Origin of the sequence: Parabacteroides gordonii MS-1 = DSM 23371 (assembly GCF_000969825.1) — a bacterium.
Lineage (GTDB): Bacteria > Bacteroidota > Bacteroidia > Bacteroidales > Tannerellaceae > Parabacteroides > Parabacteroides gordonii.
In genome coordinates this window covers 64,234-82,986 of the sequence record NZ_KQ033919.1, presented here as the reverse complement: position 1 = coordinate 82,986, position 18,753 = coordinate 64,234, and the positions used below count along the sequence as shown (strand labels likewise).

Annotated in this window: 19 protein-coding genes; all 19 read right to left on the bottom strand. The window is 47.4% G+C overall.

Annotation, left to right across the window (positions count from 1 at the left end; genetic code table 11):
* Nucleotides 1-82: 82 nt before the first annotated feature.
* On the bottom strand, nt 83-2,269 hold the full coding sequence (locus HMPREF1536_RS00370; protein ID WP_028728590.1) for a type IV secretory system conjugative DNA transfer family protein: 2,187 nt from the start codon (nt 2,267-2,269) through the stop codon (nt 83-85).
* 3 nt (nt 2,270-2,272) lie between these two features.
* Nucleotides 2,273-3,010, bottom strand: coding sequence for a DNA-directed RNA polymerase subunit alpha C-terminal domain-containing protein (locus HMPREF1536_RS00365; protein ID WP_004310167.1), 738 nt, complete (start codon nt 3,008-3,010; stop codon nt 2,273-2,275).
* Nucleotides 3,011-3,023: 13 nt separating this feature from the next.
* Nucleotides 3,024-3,680, bottom strand: coding sequence for an Lcl C-terminal domain-containing protein (locus tag HMPREF1536_RS00360; RefSeq protein WP_008768662.1), 657 nt, complete (start codon nt 3,678-3,680; stop codon nt 3,024-3,026).
* A 21-nt stretch (nt 3,681-3,701) separates the two neighbouring features.
* Nucleotides 3,702-4,214 (bottom strand): hypothetical protein, encoded by a 513-nt coding sequence (locus HMPREF1536_RS00355; protein WP_004310169.1) that lies wholly within the window; start codon nt 4,212-4,214, stop codon nt 3,702-3,704.
* Nucleotides 4,211-5,056 carry a conjugative transposon protein TraN gene (gene traN / locus HMPREF1536_RS00350; protein ID WP_004310170.1) on the bottom strand — a complete coding sequence of 282 codons (846 nt, stop codon included), beginning with the start codon at nt 5,054-5,056 and terminating at the stop codon, nt 4,211-4,213. The genes HMPREF1536_RS00355 and traN overlap by 4 nt, the downstream gene beginning before the upstream one ends.
* A 12-nt stretch (nt 5,057-5,068) precedes the next feature.
* On the bottom strand, nt 5,069-5,668 hold the full coding sequence (locus tag HMPREF1536_RS00345) for a hypothetical protein (protein WP_004310171.1): 600 nt from the start codon (nt 5,666-5,668) through the stop codon (nt 5,069-5,071).
* A gap of 49 nt (nt 5,669-5,717) precedes the next feature.
* Entirely contained in the window at nt 5,718-6,053 is a 336-nt protein-coding gene (locus tag HMPREF1536_RS00340) for a hypothetical protein (RefSeq protein WP_004314541.1), read from the bottom strand.
* A gap of 12 nt (nt 6,054-6,065) precedes the next feature.
* A complete protein-coding gene (gene traM, locus HMPREF1536_RS00335) occupies nt 6,066-7,211 on the bottom strand; it encodes a conjugative transposon protein TraM (RefSeq protein WP_004310172.1) in 1,146 nt (381 codons plus the stop codon).
* A 10-nt stretch (nt 7,212-7,221) separates the two neighbouring features.
* On the bottom strand, nt 7,222-7,704 hold the full coding sequence (locus HMPREF1536_RS00330; protein ID WP_011203018.1) for a DNA N-6-adenine-methyltransferase: 483 nt from the start codon (nt 7,702-7,704) through the stop codon (nt 7,222-7,224).
* A gap of 14 nt (nt 7,705-7,718) precedes the next feature.
* Nucleotides 7,719-8,090, bottom strand: a complete 372-nt coding sequence (locus tag HMPREF1536_RS00325; protein ID WP_004310174.1) for a hypothetical protein — start codon at nt 8,088-8,090, stop codon at nt 7,719-7,721.
* Between the two features lie 12 nt (nt 8,091-8,102).
* Nucleotides 8,103-8,717: a conjugative transposon protein TraK gene (gene traK, locus HMPREF1536_RS00320; protein ID WP_004310175.1), complete on the bottom strand. Its 615-nt coding sequence runs from the start codon at nt 8,715-8,717 to the stop codon at nt 8,103-8,105.
* A 6-nt stretch (nt 8,718-8,723) separates the two neighbouring features.
* Nucleotides 8,724-9,113: a hypothetical protein gene (locus HMPREF1536_RS00315; RefSeq protein ID WP_004310176.1), complete on the bottom strand. Its 390-nt coding sequence runs from the start codon at nt 9,111-9,113 to the stop codon at nt 8,724-8,726.
* 29 nt (nt 9,114-9,142) lie between these two features.
* Entirely contained in the window at nt 9,143-10,276 is a 1,134-nt protein-coding gene (locus HMPREF1536_RS00310) for a hypothetical protein (protein WP_004310177.1), read from the bottom strand.
* A gap of 14 nt (nt 10,277-10,290) precedes the next feature.
* A complete protein-coding gene (locus HMPREF1536_RS00305) occupies nt 10,291-11,061 on the bottom strand; it encodes a DUF5045 domain-containing protein (protein ID WP_004310178.1) in 771 nt (256 codons plus the stop codon).
* 68 nt (nt 11,062-11,129) lie between these two features.
* Entirely contained in the window at nt 11,130-11,900 is a 771-nt protein-coding gene (locus tag HMPREF1536_RS00300; RefSeq protein ID WP_004310179.1) for a DNA-methyltransferase, read from the bottom strand.
* A gap of 204 nt (nt 11,901-12,104) precedes the next feature.
* Complete coding sequence (locus HMPREF1536_RS00295; RefSeq protein ID WP_004322064.1) at nt 12,105-12,830, bottom strand: hypothetical protein; 726 nt, start codon at nt 12,828-12,830, stop codon at nt 12,105-12,107.
* Nucleotides 12,827-15,358 carry a hypothetical protein gene (locus tag HMPREF1536_RS00290; RefSeq protein ID WP_011203017.1) on the bottom strand — a complete coding sequence of 844 codons (2,532 nt, stop codon included), beginning with the start codon at nt 15,356-15,358 and terminating at the stop codon, nt 12,827-12,829. The genes HMPREF1536_RS00295 and HMPREF1536_RS00290 overlap by 4 nt, the downstream gene beginning before the upstream one ends.
* A gap of 4 nt (nt 15,359-15,362) precedes the next feature.
* Nucleotides 15,363-16,001: a hypothetical protein gene (locus tag HMPREF1536_RS00285; RefSeq protein WP_004322062.1), complete on the bottom strand. Its 639-nt coding sequence runs from the start codon at nt 15,999-16,001 to the stop codon at nt 15,363-15,365.
* Nucleotides 16,001-18,712, bottom strand: coding sequence for a TraG/VirB4 family ATPase (locus HMPREF1536_RS00280; protein WP_004322061.1), 2,712 nt, complete (start codon nt 18,710-18,712; stop codon nt 16,001-16,003). The genes HMPREF1536_RS00285 and HMPREF1536_RS00280 overlap by 1 nt, the downstream gene beginning before the upstream one ends.
* Nucleotides 18,713-18,753 lie beyond the last annotated feature (41 nt).

The following is an 18,753-nucleotide window of genomic DNA, read 5'->3' as shown; positions in this document are numbered from 1 at the left end:
TAGTTAGTAGTAAACCGCCAGTACGATTGTACTGACGGTTTTTGTTGTTTTTATTTACATTATATGTCAGACAGCCGGATTTTTATTTCGCGTTGCGCTTATTTTGAACGTCTTTTATCATCTCTTTCACATCTTGCCCCACTTGTACGAAGTTTTTATATAGGATGCGCTCCCGTTCCTCTCTCGACTTGAAAGTGTAGAACTTCGGCAGCGGCACATACGCCGCTTCTTCTTTCTTGATTTCTGCCATATCAAAATCTGTTTTGCAGAAGAACTTTGTAGTCTTGAACTCTTCCGATTCTTGAATATTCATTGAACCGCCCATACCTGTTTTCGTCTTCACAAAGTCCCGTGCCGTCTGACCGCATATCCATCCGGTTGCCATATCCGAGATTTTCGAGGCAGGCACAAGGTTATCCATATTCTCATTGAGATTGATACTTGTTTTGTCCCGGTCAATAGTCACGCCTTTTTTGACCTGGACCACCTTGCCGAAGATGTCATTGGACAACCATTCCAGCGTTTCTTTGGCACGTGCCGAGCCGCTTACCACATTACCTACCGTCGTAATGATCTTTTGCATACCTACCTTACCATAATCGGCTTCCAGTTGCGGTAGTTCCTGAAAGCCGAGCGTTACACTCACCTTATTGCTTCGCGCTGTACCTATCAGACGGTCTATTTTGTGAAAGTAGAGTGTCGGTAACTCGTCCACTATAATACTCACAGGAATATTTTTCCCCTGCCCGGTATTCACACGGGTAACGAGACGGTTTAGGATAAGAGCGTTCAATGCACCGATGATGGATTCCATTTCCGGGTCATTTGCAATCAGCAGGTAACTCGGATTCTTCGGGTCACTCACCTTCAGGTCGAAGTCATCGCCATCCCGGTGGAATATCCAGTAGCTCTCTTTGGTTGCCAGACGCGAGGTATAAACACGTAACGTGCCAATCATACCCTCCAATTGTTCCATTGCCTTATTTTTGAAAGCTGTCTGGAATGGACCAAGCAGCGGAGCAACCTCATTGTCAGTTTCCAGTACCTCGAAAATCGTCTGATAACTTTCATTCAAGAATGACAGAATATGTGGCATGTCCGAATACTTTCCCAGCCAGTAGGCAGGTTCCACGATATTGCCGCCTTCACGGTCGCGCACGATACCTGTCGGTTTCCAGAATTTGGTCTGCGGATCTTGCTGTCTTTCCGCATATAGAGGCTTGCCGTTGGCATCGTAGGGTTCACGTTCATAATTCACGAAGAAGTAGATACAAGCGGCAAGGAAGTTTACCGCCGAGGTTTGGAAGAACTGGTCGCTTCCGCCGCCTCCCTCTTTCTTACCCTTTTGTAGGCTTTCCAATAATGTTTCCGCCGTTTCGCTGGCCGCCGCAAGATTGTTGATGTACTTTGCCTGAATTGGATTCACCCGACGGCTGTACTCCACATCCACAAAATTAATCATGTTGAACTTGCACCCTTGGGGTACTCTGCCCAGTTTCTCGTTCTTCTTGTAATGGTAGTAGAGCTTGGTCGCCAATGTAGGAAACTTGTAGTCATACACCACCATGGCGAAACCTTTGGCCGAATGCTGTCGGATAAACGGCTCTATGATACTGAAAGTCTTACCCGATCCCGGTGTTCCAACTACCCATGTTCCTCGAAAGCAGTTGCTTACAGAAATCCACCCCTTACGGAATTTACCCTTATAGTAGTATCGCATGGGGATATTTACGCTGTATTCATTCTCGACTTTTTCTTCACATTGTTCAAAACTTTCATTCTCGAAGTTGAAACGGTCTTTCATCAATCCCTCCTTGATGAACTTTGAAATGTTGTCTAATGCGATATGTACCAGTACTACGCCAGCAATGGAGGCAATCATATAGAGAATGATATTCAGAGGTAAGGTATAAAGCCTTGTTTCCATCGTATGGCCGAACAGCCATACGGAGAGTACGAGCAGCAATAACCCACTCGTCAATGGATACACCACCTGCCGGCGTGCGTTGAACTCCAGATGCTTCTTGTTCCGCGTTCCGACACAAGTGATGCAGATAAGCAGTACCGTTGCGATTTTGCTGTACACAAGATTGCCGTCGTGGTAAATCATCCATTGTTTGATGCGTCCGTGAATTTCGGTCAGTATGCCGCCCCAGTGGTCGAGCATTGCAGGGTCAATGGCATATTCAAAGAACTCCAGCAGCACGGACACATATACCACTGTGCGGAATATTTTATAGAACCCTTGCAATTCCTTACTTTCTTCCATAAGTCAGTCTGTTATTAGTCCTTGTTTTCTACGATACCAATGATTACCTACTCTGATTACATCCATACCGAACCATGCACCATTCTCGTTCAGTTTTGTTTTTATCTTATCAAGTGTTACCGGACCGATACCCCAGATTTCCATGAGATATTGCTCGTTAAGATGAATCAGGTCTCCGATATATAATATTCCATGAGATTCAAGATGGCTTTTGATGGATGGGGTAATACCCAAACTGAATACCGGTTCCGAGAGATAGTGTACTTCTTCTGCCTGAATGTTATTCAGGGCTATTTCAAGCCCCACTTTGATTCTTTTGAGAGAATCAAGGCGTTCTTGCATCTTTTGGATGACAAGCTCGTCTTGCTGTATCTCATTGCGTAATTGGGTTGCTCTCTTTACAAGTTCGGCATTACTTCTTTTCAACTCTCCGTTAATATCCGCCATTGACAGATTACTTGTTTCAAGCTCGTTTCGTGTGCGGTCTAATTGCGTGACAAGTTCCTCCAGTCTGTCGGCATGACGCTTCAAGATTGAATTTTTTTCATTATCGGCAGTCATTTCGTCCAAAAGGTAGCCGAACCTTTTAATTTGAAAATTAATATCTTCTTTATCCGATGCTATGGAATCTGCGAGTTTTGCCAGTATTTGTCGGCATGAATTACCTTTCATGGACTTATACATGAGGACAATTCCCAATATCATCAATGCTATGCTGAAAAATATATCCGTATCTTTCATATCTTTCTATCTTTTATTCGTTTATGGTAATTATAGGGCGTACTCTGTGCGCCTGTACTTTAGGTGTTTCCTGCATTGCGCCGCTCCCCATGGAATAGAGCCATGCCTTGGCTGTCTGTTGCTTTTCGACTTCTGTGGATGTCCAGTACCAACAGTCGTTTTCATCCAGTGGTAACGGCTCACCGCCACATTGTTCGATGACAGGGTTGATTATCTTTCGCATGGTGTAGAGCAGCCGCATCTCTGCCACGGACGGTACATAGGCACTCTGCCCGTACCGCCATAGGTCGAAAACCGCTTCTGCCATTGGCGAAGCGGTTTCTTGTGTATCATACAGTGCGAATGTATTCTCATTGCCATCATAAGCCATGATGTCAGCCGATGTGCCTTGTGCGATGCCGAGGCTGTCGGCGAATGCCTGTGGAGCAATGTCCCACAGGTAAACTGCATAACCGTCCCCCTCCGTATCTCCGCGTTTTTCGGTATCGAAGACAACCGCTATCGCTTTTTTCCCCGATTGTTCATATTGTGCGTAAGGCAAGGCTGTTCCATCCTCGCAGAGGATATGTCCTGGACGAACTGCTGTATCGGGTACGTCTATATGCGTGTCACAGGCAGCGCAAAGCACGGCAGCCGTTGCCGCTGCCACCAAATGTATCTTTCGTATCATATTGCTTTCTTTTTTGTTTCCCTATTTTATAGGTAGTTTCACACCCAGCACGACACCTGCTCGCAGCACGTCCGCACCTTTTATCATCACATCGCTTTTCACTTGCCAATACAGTGTCCATCCGGCCCGTAGCACATAGTTGTGTTCGTAACCGAAGTGCAGGCCACCGAGGAACTTATTCATGTCGCTTCCGGCTGAAGCTCCGATACGCAGACTGCCATAGTGGTTGCGTCCCCGCGTCATGCACGGCTTGTAGGCCACGCCAAAACCGTAGCTGCGGTAGTTTCGCCAAAATGATTCCGGGCAGATATGCCCGCACGAAGCGCACTCTGCCCATTGTAGATAGCCGTTGACGAAGAACTCCCACGTATGGCGATAGTTCATTTCGTGTTCGTAGGCGAGCGTTATATCCATGCCGTTCTTGTAGAGTAGCCCTGTGCCAAGCGAGAGGCGTCCGCTACCTTGTTGTGCATTTGCACTTGCAGCGATACACACGCAGGTAATTATCACGATGATTGTCTTTTTCATAGTCATTCCTCCTCCAATAAATCTGCATGGAACGAATCTGCCGCCAGTATATCCTCATAGTCGATGTTCAGACTGATGTTACGGCCACTAATCTGTTTCTCCGTCATTTCGATGGTCAGTAGCTTGTCATTGGGAAAGGTCATCTTTTTCACGACAATCACATTCCGATAGCCGTGTCTGAATGTCTTGCCCGATTCCAGAACCAGGGCAGGTGTCAGTTCGATAGTCTGTGCGTTGGTTGCCTTGGCGAGTTTCTTGTCTGTCAGCTTTATCCGTATCTCATCAATGTCAAAACGGATGTTCGTCTTGTTCTCGATGGAAAAGTCTATGAAGAAGTAGTCACCCACCGAGTAGATATTGTTCAGACGCATCACCATGCGGTGTGCTTTGGTAGCTACGTTGCGGATTTTTGCAGGTGAGTTCCAGATGCGCCGTGCATGATGTGTCATGTCGGCAGCGGACATTGAGACTGCCGGATTGTTGTACGCATTACGCTCTTGCAGCAATATCTCCTTATCCGTTACTGCCTCTTTCATCCTTGTGGTATAAATCAGTGCGTATTGTGTGCGGTATCGTTCCGTCACAATGGTGACGATGGCGAGTATTTCACCATCCTCGTGTCCGCTTTCCTTGGGCTTTAGGCGAATGATGTTGTCAATGGGCTGATCGCCCGCCACCTTGTCAGTGGAAATATCCACGAAACGCACCGGTTCCGATGCCGTGATGACAGTTGTTATCTGTTCGTTCACCGTCAGTTGTTCCATTTCTTCGTAGGTAGTTTGTGCGTTAGCTTTCGGTAAAATGGAAATACCTGATAGAAGCATAATGCCAAATAAATTCCTTTTCATTGAAATACAGAGTTATAATTGAAAATTCATGATTGCTTTATTCTCTTGCGGATTGATATTTGCCTTATCTGGGATGTCATCCTGCATACAACTTGGAGATTTGTCCGTAACATCTATCTGTTCGAATATGATTTGTTTCGGAAGTATTTTATGGCAGAAATAGCTGCTGTTGAACGGTACGTTTTTCCCTTTTCCGAACTGAATACGTTTATCGAACATGAGTAATTCCAGATCAGTATTCTGGAAAAGTCGGCAGGGTGTTACGTTGTTCAGCCAATAGTTGGACATCAGCAAGGCGAATGGTTTTCCGAGTTTCAGACAGCGTTCGAAGACTTCCACTTTCCGGCTGAAAGGAGGATTGGATACGAGTATATCCCATTGGGACGGTTCATAGTTGAAAAAATCCTGTCCGTTATAGATATGGGAATACACGACATGGAAACCGGCATCCTTGAATTTCTGCACAAACTCACTGTGCTTCGTATCGAAAGGACACCAGACTATCTTGCCTTCAGGTATATATTTGATAATGGGTAATACACCATATCCCGGTGTATATTTTTCATCTGTCGGATTCCCGTATATTTTTTTTAAGTAGTTTGAAGATTTCATAGGCACATGATTAAAAATATTTATATTGATTTCTTTTCCCTATTTCGCTTCATTTCTTTATCTGCCTGGCACGCGCCCAAGTACAACGTCTCGTCCGGGTCATTTGGATTTCACATTGCCAAAGAGTGCCCTTCTCCACTGTTTTGAAATTAACATTCCCGTATCTTGGTCCGTAAAAACCGGTATGTTTTTGAAAAGCGAATAAGGCAATCCTCCGTCTGTCTTCTGTTCGGAAGTTGCATATTAGGGCAAACTGCCCTCTGTGATGCCACCATTCGGTACTCACAAGTTTTCCGATAAATGTTTCGGCTTTATTTGGGGCTATATAGTCCGCATAATAAAGCCCATCCGTACCTTTGTGATATTCTGATAAATCTGTTTCCATGTCATCATCGTTTTAATTCCTTTTTTCCTGTCCGTTCACTAAATACACGAAAGTTCCGTATTTCAACTTGACTTTGTTTTTCTTGATAGCTTTGCTAATGGCATTGCTTGTTTTCTGGTAGGCATTGTTCACCGCCTGCATCCCCCATTGTGCAAGGCTGTTTCCTGTTGTACTTCCCATACTCATGTTCATATTGCCCGACATTGCCCCGCTTGCTACATCCTTGCTCGTTTCCCGGAATTGGCTGTTGGGCACATACAGCCCCTCCATGCCATCTGTATCATAGAGTGAGAGACTCACTTTCACCAATTCGTCATTCACGAGGATGCTGCTGATATTACCTTTCACGCGCCCGGATGAGAATCCGCTTACCGTAGCGTACAGGTATGTTCCCCTTGCTATCACACACTCGCCAATCTCCACATCGTCAAGCAGGCGCAACCTCACGCGCGAGCCGTCCACCGCTTTGATGTTCTCGTCAATGATGGCTTGGATGAGTTTCGGTTCACGGACATTCTTCGACAGTGTGTTAAAGTAGTCCGAGGTTGTCTTCACCTTGCGTACCACCTCGCTGGGCGGTTCGTCCGCTGATGGCGTTTTCACAGCCCGGCTCTCTTCGTTGATGGTTCCGGAGGCTGCTGCTCCTTGTGGTGGAGCAATGTTGGCCGTGTCCGTTTCTGCCGGGGGTACAGTCGCGTTTTGCCCTCTCAGTCTCGCCTCTGCGAGTGCTTTCTCCAGTTCGGCAAGTGCTTCCTGTTCTCGTGTCTTGGCAGAGGCAATTTCCGCTGCCGCAGCTTTTTCCTGTTGTTCTTCCGTGAGCAGGTCGATGTCGTCCTGCGTGTATTTCGATTCATACTCTTCCTTGTTTTTATCGGGTTCTTCCCGGTCTATGTTATCTACAGCGGAGTAGTCTTGTATCTTACCCCATGATTTCGCCATATTCTCGTATTTGCTGCCTATGCCATCGTCCTTGATCTGTGCCCCCGGCAATTCGGGGTTTAGGAACTCCGTCGTCTGCAACGCCTTGTCTTGTATTTCTATCGTTTCTGTCTGAAACAGGTCGAAGATGAAATAAGACGTGCCGAGCAGGGGGAAATAAAGGATGGCGGGAAGCATATATTTCGGCTGGCGAAAATTGATTTTCTCCAATATCTTCATTATACATCTTTTAATTGAGTTGTACATATTTGCCTTCAATGGCACAATTTCTCAGTATCTCTGCGTTGTCTTCTCCGAAAGCTAATAGGATGCTACCGCGACTGGGAGAGTCACCTCGTGCTCCGCCTGGTCGGTAGAATCGGATGCGGTGGCGTAGGAATTTCATTCCCGTCGCTTTTGGAAAGATGACGTCCTGAAACATTTTGGAATCGCAACGGTTGAATAATAATGCAATGCCGTTGCCATGTTCTGCCAATTTCCGGACGAATAGCTCGATAAGAGGACGCGAATAGGGAGGATTGAGCCACACACGCCCTTCCCATATCTGGGACAACCCATCTATGTTCTGGTCATACATGACCTCGGCAGTCGGCCACAACGGATGGATGGGAGCGCAAGGGTCAATGTCGAATTTGCCCAATGCGTCCAGTATCTCCTTTGGCGTGTACCATTCGTCTGACGAACGGACTGATTTTTCAAGCCGTGTATTCATAAGTACTCTTTTTACTATGGTTTGTCCCCTCTGTTTTTATGTTCCCTTATTTCGACTTCCTGCAACAGCTTGTGCCGTTCCCGAAGCACTGAATCCTGCTTTTCCGTCGCCGTGCGACTTACCGGACTGTGTCTGTACACAGTTACCAAGCGGTAGGCGTTCCATACGAAAGCTCCGATGACGAATGTAAAGACGATGACCAGAAACAGCGTCCGGTGTGCGTTGGCAAAGCCCTGCACCTTGGCCGCCGCTTGGTCGATGCGTGTCGCCTTGGCGAATTTATGCCCGGCCTGCACCTCTCGCTCGTAGCGTTCCTTGTACTGCGGGTCATCTTTGTCCGGCATCTTCTCGCCGAACAACATCCGTTTGAATCCTTTGATATTCATATCTTTGGTGATTTAATAGTTACTCTTTGTTTTTTGCTCGATATCTTTGTTCAGCAATGTGCGCCAGTTTACTATGAGCAGTCCATGCGGATTATTGTCCGTTCTCGGCACACGTTTAAGTTGCCCTGCCGTAACCAGTTCGCGCATCAGGATATTACTCCGGCGCTCGATTCGCTGCCGACCATAGTAGGTGAACTCCATATTCTTTTTGTCAAAGGAGATACTGTCACAGAATATCGAGAACACCGCGCTCGTACCCAATATATTGGAGTAAAATCCCTTTTCCTTGAGGGTATTGTACTGTGCCAGTCCCGTCTCATCGACCAGGTACATCGCTTTTTCCATCGTATAGCGGATGTATTTGTCGTCCGGTGCGAGAGTAAAAAAGTAATGGTGGAACATTTCTACGTGGCTCTTGGCCTCCACGTCCAGTGTTTCGTCCATCGTCGTGCGGGTTACGAGTATAGGTACATTTCCGTCCAGCACATACACCTTTTTCTGCGCGTCCGTCACCATTGTCCGGGCAGTCCAGATACTTGATACGCTGATGATGATACACCCTGCAAGAAAAGCAGTGCAGATGATGCCCACCAGTCGGATTTTATTCTCCAAATGTTTGATGACCATATACCTTTATTTTTTCTTGTTAGACAATCGTGTGTATTCGTCATGTAACATTGTCATGACTGTATCATGCAACTCCGTCAGAAATTTTTCGAACTTCCCGTCAAAAAGCTGTGTGTAATCTTCCCGCATGATTACATGCACGAATATCCACCAGACACGGCGGTTTCGATTCTTGGCATTTTTCTGCAATTTGACCAGTTGCAGACGATAGGTAAGGTAAGTCATCATAGGGACAATATATCGGTTGTCCCATGTAATGGCTTCGTCCAGTTCTTCATATTCCGGATCAATTCGGTGGTTAGGTGCATAAACGAGTTCTTCGCTTATGCGTTCATTTGCATAGTGCACGAAACGCTCGTTCCTGCACCATTTCTCAATTTTCTGTTGTACATTCATCTTTTGGATATTTAATATTAGGTTTATCATTATCTCATCATCGAGCCGATACCGCCCGTAGCCGTCATTTTGGCCTGCTGCGCCACACCTTCTCCAAAGTTCCGTGTAGAGAAGGCCGTGTCGCCTTCAGGTATCATCCATGCTGCCAAGTCCGGCACGAGGTTTAGGCATTTCAGTGCCACGATACTTGCCGCCATCAAGTAGCCGGCGGAGAAGAAGCTGTTTTGCAAGTAGGCCGCCATTGTCTGTTCGCTTGCTGTGATTGCCGTCAGGTTTTCTACCTGTATGCACAGTACAATGTCGAATAACAGTAGCACATAGAAGCCGACGAAGTAGAGCATTGCACCATAGAAATGTACTGTCAGATACCTTATAAGCCACTTCGCCCATGCACCTTCCCATTTGGGCAACAGCGAGAACGCCCATTGTATAGGTCCGAATATTGTTAACATGCCCAGTAGGATTTGCTGGCAATAGATGGTCGCCCACCATCCGATACGATACACAATCAGAGCGATAAGCATGATGATTTTGTCGATACCTACGATGACTCCTGCCGTCAGTGAGGTAAACCACAGTTCGGCTGCGTCTTTCTCCATCTTCGTCACTTCGTCCACTCCGGTTTGTTCCATGGTCGCTTCTACCAGGTTCGGGTCGGAGGTACCCGTGTGAGCGACATCTGCCTGTGCTTGCAAGCTTTGGTACATCGTGTCACGTACATGGATAAGTTGCTGCACTTCCTCGAATTTGTCCGCTATTTGGGTGGCTTCTGCCTCGTACAGGTCATGCGTGTACGAGCCGATGCAGTTCGGGATGTAAGACAGGAAGTCAAGGAAACACCAACTGCTCCCACTGCCAGCCATACCCGTGTCTGCTGGCGGATACCACCAACAGAGGATGATTGAAACAGCCAAAGGACGGAACAGCTTCAGCACATCCAGTGGCTCATGTTTCACCATCATCTTGTACGCCATTCCCGCTGCCATCACAATAGCGAACAGGGCAGCCAGTGCCATGCACATTTGTAGTATCCACCAGAACGGTCCCTGCGAGCCGGTAAAAGTCGCATCAGTCAGGAACTCGTTCGTTTGAAAAATCACATCGTCAATTTCTTCTTCAAGGATATTAATACCGAAATCCGAGAGTATATTTCCGTCTGCCATACGTTTTTGTTTTTTCAGTTCCCTTTATTTACTGTTTCATCTCCGTCGCCGTTGCCACCCGTGTTATTGCCTGATTGCGGGCCGCGCACGGCAAAGCGCGATTCGTGCCATCGGTTCACCGCATCGCGGACAATACTCTCCTTATCCAGAGTACGGTCAGCGGTAGCATTCAGTAGCGTACTTGTTATCGTAGTATTCTGCCGTTTGGCAAGGTAGCCGACAAGGATTTCGTTCTGTCGAGTTATATCCTCGTAGATGCGCAGATACTCTTTCTTCCGCTGTGCGTTGGGCATATAGGCATCTTTCGTTGCATCAATGGCGCACTGGTAGATATGGTAATATTCCGTCCATCTGTCTTTATCCTCCGGTGTCCCCCCGACAGGCAAGATGCGGTCTATGTTTCGTTTGAACCGTACCATCTGTCCGTTGACCTTATCGCCTTCAGCGACCCATGCGATGTCCGCTTGACGGTCAGCCACGTTCAAGGCTTCTATCTTTGCCCGGCTCACCAATGCCGAGTCGATGGCTTCAGCTTCGTCCGTTTGGTTGTATAGGTTGACGCCCGCCAGTGTGCGGAATGACAGTTTGTTCTTGACTGCTGCCGACTTCTTATACTTGTTGTGCAGTATGGAATAGTAGAGGTCGGGCGAGAGTGCTCCCGTACCGGTTTCCATTACTGTTACTTGGTTTTGTTTCGGCGAATCGTGGTTATAGGTCACGGATTGTGCCTTTGCCGCCGTGGTTGCAATTATTGTAACCGTCACGAGTAAGAGTATTCTGTCCATATTTACTTTCGGTTATTTGTTATTAATCTTTTAATACTCAATGTGTTTCAATCAGTTAATCACCAGGATTATTCCACATTTCTTTTTATATTATATTCATTTCTAATCCTTTCCTCTCCCCGCAAGAAGTGCATATCATCCTTTTCAATACAAATACATTTTCTATTCGTATGAATACAGGCGATTGCAGTGCTCATGCTTCCAGAGGCAAAATCAAGGACTGTGTCACCCTCTTTCGTGTATGTTTTTATCAGATATTTCAACAATGCGACTGGTTTTTGATTAACATGAATCGTTTTGCCCTCTGATTCCGCAGTTTTAAAATATTTCACACTTCGTGGGTATCTCGTTCCTTTGTTTTCATTTCTGAATGTAGGATTTGGTACCTTGTTTACTCCTGTCCAGTTACTTCCTCTCTTTGTACGATTCTCATAAGGCTCACCTTCCTCCATGATTGGATAATAAGGAGTTCTGCCGTTACAAAAGATACTGATTAGCTCATGCGCTTTTAGAGGTTGCTTTTTAGCAAGAAGGAAATTGCTTGCTTTTGACTTTTCCCATACCCAGTCATATTTAAATTCGGCTAAATTGCCACAGCGTAAAAGGCTGCTGAACGGTTCGCTGCCAAATAAAGCCGTAGGCGCATTATCCTTTCTCACTCTTCTAATCTCCTCCCACATTTTCGAGAATGGTATTATCTTATCCCATTGCGAGGCTGTAATTCCAAAAGGTGGGTCGCATAGAACTAAATCAATACTTGATTCTGGGAGAAGAGGCATTACTTCAAGGCAATCGGCTTTATATAGCGTAATGTCTTTTTCAAAAACGATCTTTTTCATTACATCTTTTATTAATGTCCATTTGCCTCTTGGTTATAGGCCAGATAGACTTGTTTGTACTTAAAGTTTCTTTCTCTGTTTGTACTTCTCCGAACATTCAGGACGAAACGCTTTTCCTGCGTTTTAAGATATTCCTTATCAATTTTGGTACATAGAAGTCATAATCTAACTTGTGGCATTATTTACCTCCTTCCTCTTTTACCGTCAATAATCCAGTCGCCCCGCATTGCGCCATCGTCCGAAAGCACCGTCAATAATTTCCCGTTTGGTACGTTCCCGGTAAATCTTCGATTTCCAGTAGCCGATACGTACCTGTATGTATCTCCATGTCTCGATGTATGCCCGGTTCAAGTGTTGCTCAATGCTGTCCAGCGACTTGTTCACGGACTCCAGTACCATAAGCAGGTCGCTGGTCGAGCAGGCCGCTGCGCCCGTGGCATACAGTACGAGGTCGCTCACCGACTTATAGAGGTGTTCGCCCTCGTTGGCGATGTCCCGTATTGCTTTTTCATTGATAGTCAGTATCAGTGCGTCTGACGGCTCGATGTTCCCATGTTTCAGGATTTTCTCATGGAAAGCCTCCAGCATGGTCTTATAGTCACCGATACGGTCACTTACCGAGCTGTAGGTATCCTTCACGTTCAGCACCGTCCGCAGGGATTGGTACATCACGTCGATGACATCAAAGGCACGGGTATAGCGGTCAAGGTCGATATTTACTTCCTTGTATTTGCCCGTCTCCTCACGGCTGTACTCATGCAGCAGTTGGTTGCTGTATTCCAGCGTGCTTCGGGCCAGCAACAGGCTGCGTTGTTTTTTGTGGTCATTTATGTACGCTTCCACCGACACGATATCGAATGTCCATTGGCCCTTGGCGACATCGGGTAGTAGCGCAAGCAACGTAATGGCTATCAGTATAGTGCGTTTCATGGCCGTACCTCCTTTCTGCCACTTCGGGATGTCCGTGCGTTTTCTACCCAGCGGTCATGGCACTCTTCCACGAGTGTCAGCCTACGACCCTCGTCCGTATCGAGTTCCGGTAGCACATCCTTCAGTACGTCGATGATGTTCCGCTTGTAGTGCATCATCTTCTCCAAGGATACGAGGTCGGCGTATATTTTCGTGATACGTGAATCCACTTCTCGTGCGATTTCGAGGCGGTCACTTGACCAAAGCAGGTGGTACACGTCGCTGTTCGGTACTTCTTCCATAGGTTCTGTACGGGCATACTCGGTAGTGATTTTACAGTTGGGATATTCCCGTGCGATTTCCGATATGCGATTATTCACGATTTTAGTCTTTTCCTCGTTCGGCAGGTTCGGATCGAGTGTCAGTACATCGGCAACGTGCGTGTCTGTGTATGCCGAAGTCAATTCCCAACTGATTTGGATAATGGCACGGTGAATCTTGATACCCAGAAAGTATTTCGGCTTCCGTGCGATAGAAATAGTCGCACGGAACGTAATGATACCATTGATGTTCGGCATCGTCGCCTTACGGACGAACGTATAGCCGCTCCATGTACCTCCGTCCTGCCAAGTGAGGCTATAGGCTGTCTTGCAATCCTGCATGATAGCCGGTAGGCGGTAGTAATCATCTGTCGGCACATCGTTCTCTGCTTCCGCTTCCTGCTTCGCATCTGCGTACTCCTTCTGTTTTTGTTGCCACTCGGCAAGTTCGCTTTTCAGTTCCTCGATACGTGTCCGGTTGGAGTTATATTGTTGCCGATAAGCTGCTGCGTCTTCCACGCTCGCCTCGGCAATTTTTTTCAGAAGGTCGGCGTTTTCCTTTTCCAAGGCACTAATCTGAGATTGAAGAACGGCGACTTGATTGTCCGCTTCCCGTATCAGTGCGTCCAGTTCTGAAAGATCCAGTTCGTTCTCCGTTACCGAGGTCTGCATGACGCACTCTTTGGAATGGGCGTCCAGTGAGCCGCCACACTTGCGACACTTGTATTGTGTCGAGCCTTGTCCCAGCGTCGCCCCGTCTGAACAGGTTACACTGATGGTCACGCTTTCGCATCCCTGCAATTTTGCAGCGTCCGTCGCCTGATAATAGTTCCGTGCATCGGATGCTATGTAATAGACATAGCCTTCCTCGTTGTCATTGAACTCCGAGAGGCGGGCATTGAGCTGCGCTTTGAACGTATTCAAATCCATCGAATAGGAGTCGAAGACATCCTCATAGACCACCTCCGTCCGATTCCAACTCTGTGTCACGTGTATCTCGTAGGCGTATGCCTTCTTTGTCTGTTTGTTACCCTTACTGATGATATAGGCCTGTTGTCGGGTATTGATAGTATAGGTGTAGCCATCGTTGCTATTGTTGAGCTGTTGTACTCGACTTCTTGACCATCCGGCATACCGTTCTGAATTGGCGAGGGCCTGCTCCCGTTGCGAAGCGTTCGGATAAAATCCCGGATCACTCGTGTTAAAGCGTGTCCATGCACCCCCGTTCAATATGCTGTTGTCGTCTGTCGGTGGGTAGTAGTCGCATAGAGAAATGCTTCCTTGATCACGCCGTGCGATATACCACCGTTGCGTGTAATAGTTCCCGACAGCATTGTCCATATAGTCGGTCATCCACGATGTGAGGTCGTAATTGCTGAAATTGAACAATGCGGCCACGCTATCCTGACCGCCCACCATGTCGATTAGCAGACTGCCGATGTCATGTTCCGCCTGCTCGAAGAGAGTACTGTAGTGTTCATACAGGTTGCCGATTTCATTGACTTTGCCACCCAACAGGTCATGGAACGCACTACTTTGCAGTAGAGCGTCACCGAGGTTCTCCATACCTGATGTTGCCAGCCCTACGCCCATGTTATAAAGGTTGTCAATGTCGCCCTTTAAGTTCTCAATCGTGAAATTGCCCGGCACTTTGGTAAAGTTGTCCAACATCCGTTGCCAATCGGTACCGCCCAGTTCTGCGAGGTTCAGCAAGGTGGCAATGTCGCGGTCAATTTCCAGAAAAGCGATGTCCGAGAACGACAGCGTGCTGTTTGTCACCACACTTTCGAACTGCATACACAGGCTCTTCGTATCGTCGCACACTTTCATCAGGTAGCTGCCCCAGTGGATTGCTGTTTGTGGTGAGCGCAGCATCAGCTTCGCCACCACCCATATTTTCGGCATGATTTTTTCTGCCACCATGTGGTAAATTCGACGATAGTAGTAATTTTCCGTGCTGCTGCACCAGATGCCAAGGTCGGACAGAGCCTTGTGTTCCAAAAATTTGGAAGAAAATATCCCTGCTGCCGCCACTTCTGCCGCCGTATAGTGTTTCAGAATATCATCCACCTGCTCGCGGTAGTAGCTTTCGGCTACTGCCTCCGTGCCGAATGCTGCGGCCATGGCCGCCACGGTACGAGCGTCATAGTTCACGCTGTAATATTGTGCGTGAACATGCTGTGTCAGGGCAGGCAATAGGATAACCCAAAAGATAAACAGCCGTTTCATCGTTTCAGACCTCTTTTATGTATTCCGGTTCCTTGTGATTGAAATACCACCGTTCAGATTCGATACAATTCTCCGTGACAAGTCGGCAGAACATATCATGTATGATGGTAGTATCCTTGATGGCCCTTTTGATCCGGGCTTCTTGGGAGCCGAACCATCTCAAAAAGAAAGGCTGGTTTAGATAAGTTTCGCGCACGGTCTGATAACGTAGCCATCCCAAGTCACTTAGTCTTTTTTCACTCATCGGACTACTGTTCAGTTCCCTGAATAGTTCTTCTCGAAACCTGTTTTCATCGAAGACAGGTTTGCTGTTACATAGCCTGTCGCACATATCGTAAAACTCCTTTTCTTTGGGGTTTTCTTCATAATACCGGTTCAAATACGCTTCCAGTTCTACATCGGACATACCCAACCGAAGGGAATACTCTGCCAACAACCGTTCGATGGCGGCTACTTTGTCCGGTGTCATGTCATCCATGCGGAGCAGGTTCTCCTTGGACAGCATACAAAACTCCCGGAGGGACAAAACAGTGAGTTCCGGATTGCTGACAGAGATTTGTTCGCGCGTCAAGCTGCTTTCAAACCCCATCATATTTATCCCGTAGCCCAGTGACAGGGTGATTAAAATCCTTTTCGTTTTCATTATGATGTTATTTTAGTGGTTAAGTTCAGTACACATCCCGCTTCATTAACTTTCTGCGCAAACGGCAATGCCTTGCCGATACCGCTGGTATTCCAGTCGCGGCAATATGCCTCGATAGCCTCTTGGTGGCTGCATTGTAACTCGCGCTTGTAAAGCTTCAGAGCCTCTTTCTCCGCTCGTTCGGTCGTGTAAGTCATGTAGCACTCGCGCGGTTCTTCCACGCCATAAACACCGCTGGTCGTGCCCCGACGGATAAACACCTCGCGGAAGAAGCTGCGTCCTTCCTTGTTTTCAAGGCGGTTAATGGTAAAAATTTTCTTACAGTCCACGTCCGTTAGGCCAAGAATCGTCTTGATGGTGTCGAAACGTTCCTTGAATTTGCTCTGGTCAAGCAGCATCACCACATCCGAGTTATTGATGATGGCCTCTTTCACGATTTCGCTGCCGATGATGTCTTGTATTTCCTGTGTCACCACGCCCACACTGGCCCAGAATTTACGCGCTGTTTTGTACATAAATTTAATGTACTCCGCCATCAGCGGGCTGGCGATGGCTTTCCATGCTTCCTCGATGACAAGGACTTTGCGGTTCTTCTTGATGCGCATTTTTTGCAAGAAAACATCCATGATAATCAGCGTGACCAAAGGAAAAAGCAGCGGGTCATCTTTTATGCTGTCGATTTCGAAGACCACGAACGTCTCGTCGAACAGCGAGCTGTCCATGTTCTCGTTCAGCGTTTTTTCGTGGTTGCCGCCCAAATAGAAGTCCTTCATCATATAGCGGTATGTCGAGAGGTCGATGCCCGTGATACGGTTCTCCTCACAGATATCCGGGATGCGCTGCACGGAATATTCATAGAAAGAGTTGAATGACAGTTCCTCCACTTTCAGTTCCTTGCGTCGGCCCTCTATCTCGTCAATGATACCCTCGATGCGGACCGCGCGTTCCCGTTCGCTTTCGTGCCGCTTCTCACTGCTGTTGCGGTCATCAATAACGAGGCTCTTACGCAAGTCCTCACGCTGTTGGGGTGTGAAGCCCTCGAAACCATTGAAGTAGGCGTCGTAATATTCCGTGATGACGTGCTCTATCAGACGGTCTTCCGTCTTTGTGACCGTTCCCTGCGTACCTTTCCAGATAAGCAAGACGAGGTTTTTCAAGAATCCCGTTTTTTCTACGTTCATCTCTTCCCGATTGATGCGGAACGGATTCATCGTGATGGGCCGTTCCTCGGTATAGCTGATATACTTGCCGCCGAAATACTCGCATAGCCCCTCGTATGAGTTACCCGTATCGACCATTACCACGTCCGTCCCCTGTTCATGCAACTGGCGCACGACGGAGTTCATGTGGAAACTCTTTCCGCTGCCCGAAGGCCCCAGGCAGAAAAAATTCGAGTTGTCGGTCAGCTTGTTCTTTCCCTCTTTTCCCGTGATGTCGATAGCTACCGGAACACCTTGACGGTCAGTATAATAAATTTTTATCGGCGTTTCCTCACTATGCTGCACCCGTTCCTTGTACATCAGGCATACCGCAGCGTCGGAGAGGGTCAGAAAACGGTCATATTCCTCGTTCAGGCTGTAACAGTTGCCCGGAAATGAACTGACGAACAGTTCCAGTTGGTTGTATGCACGCTTACTGATATGTATGCCCATGCGCCCAAAAGCGTTTTCCAAGTGATTCGTGCATTTTTGAAGGTCGGTGTCGGCAGGCACGCCCACCACCATGTTGAAGTGCGTGTACACGAGCAGTTTGCTTTCACGGGCTATTACGTCCTGTACCTGCTTGATGTCCTCTACGGCCATTTGGTTACTCGGATTGGGGATGCTTGCGTGCCGGTTCTTCTTTTTGTCGAGTAATGCCAGTTCACGCTTCTGACTGGGCAGGAAAATAATTTGGTTGTACACCACCGTTTCTGCGTTCGGAATATTATCCACCACCGAGACAAGATCCACTGGCATCTCGGTATTATTCACCTCGATATTGGTATAGGGACGTATCAGCGAGGGGAGTGCGGCGCAGTCCACGTCCACGAGGCTGTACACCTTACAGCGTTTATCACCCATAGATACCGTTTCGTCGTCAGCCTTGACATTCGTCATCGAGACCGTACGGTCTTTGAAGTTCATCGCAAAGTAACGGTCCACATATTCGCTTGCCTCGGCTTTGTTCAGGAATTTCACTTGTACACCGCTGTCGCGTAGTAGGTCTCGAACCTTATAAATCTTCACGAGGAAATCGCGCCATTTCTTGCTATCGTAAGAGAAAAGACGGCTCTTCTTGGCTTCCTGTGTGATAGTCAGATAGCAAAGGCTGTCCGTGTACGGACGCCCATTAAAATAACGGAAGTACGATGCTGAGAGAAATTCTTGATTATGCTCCGGCTCGTTCGCGAACTGTTTTCTCACGAAGATGTCCTGTTTGTGTAAGGCATATCCTTCGCCCAGTGTTTGCGCAAGGGCAGAGAATAGATGCGTGAAATCGTAATAGCTGTCAATGTCTGCCGAATACTTCTGTACTGGATTTTCGATTTTCAAGACGGCGGAATATTCACCCGTCTTGGTGTACAGCACACCCACACCATCTGTATCTTCCACAGAGAAATAGATATTCTGAAAGATGTGCTTGCGCTTGCCGCCCGTACCGAACGTATAGACTGACAAGGCCATACCCGTACATAGGGCGATGAAAAATAAAATGATATATAGGGTCATTCCGATATTCGTTCATTAAATAGGGGCAGGTCTGCCTCGGC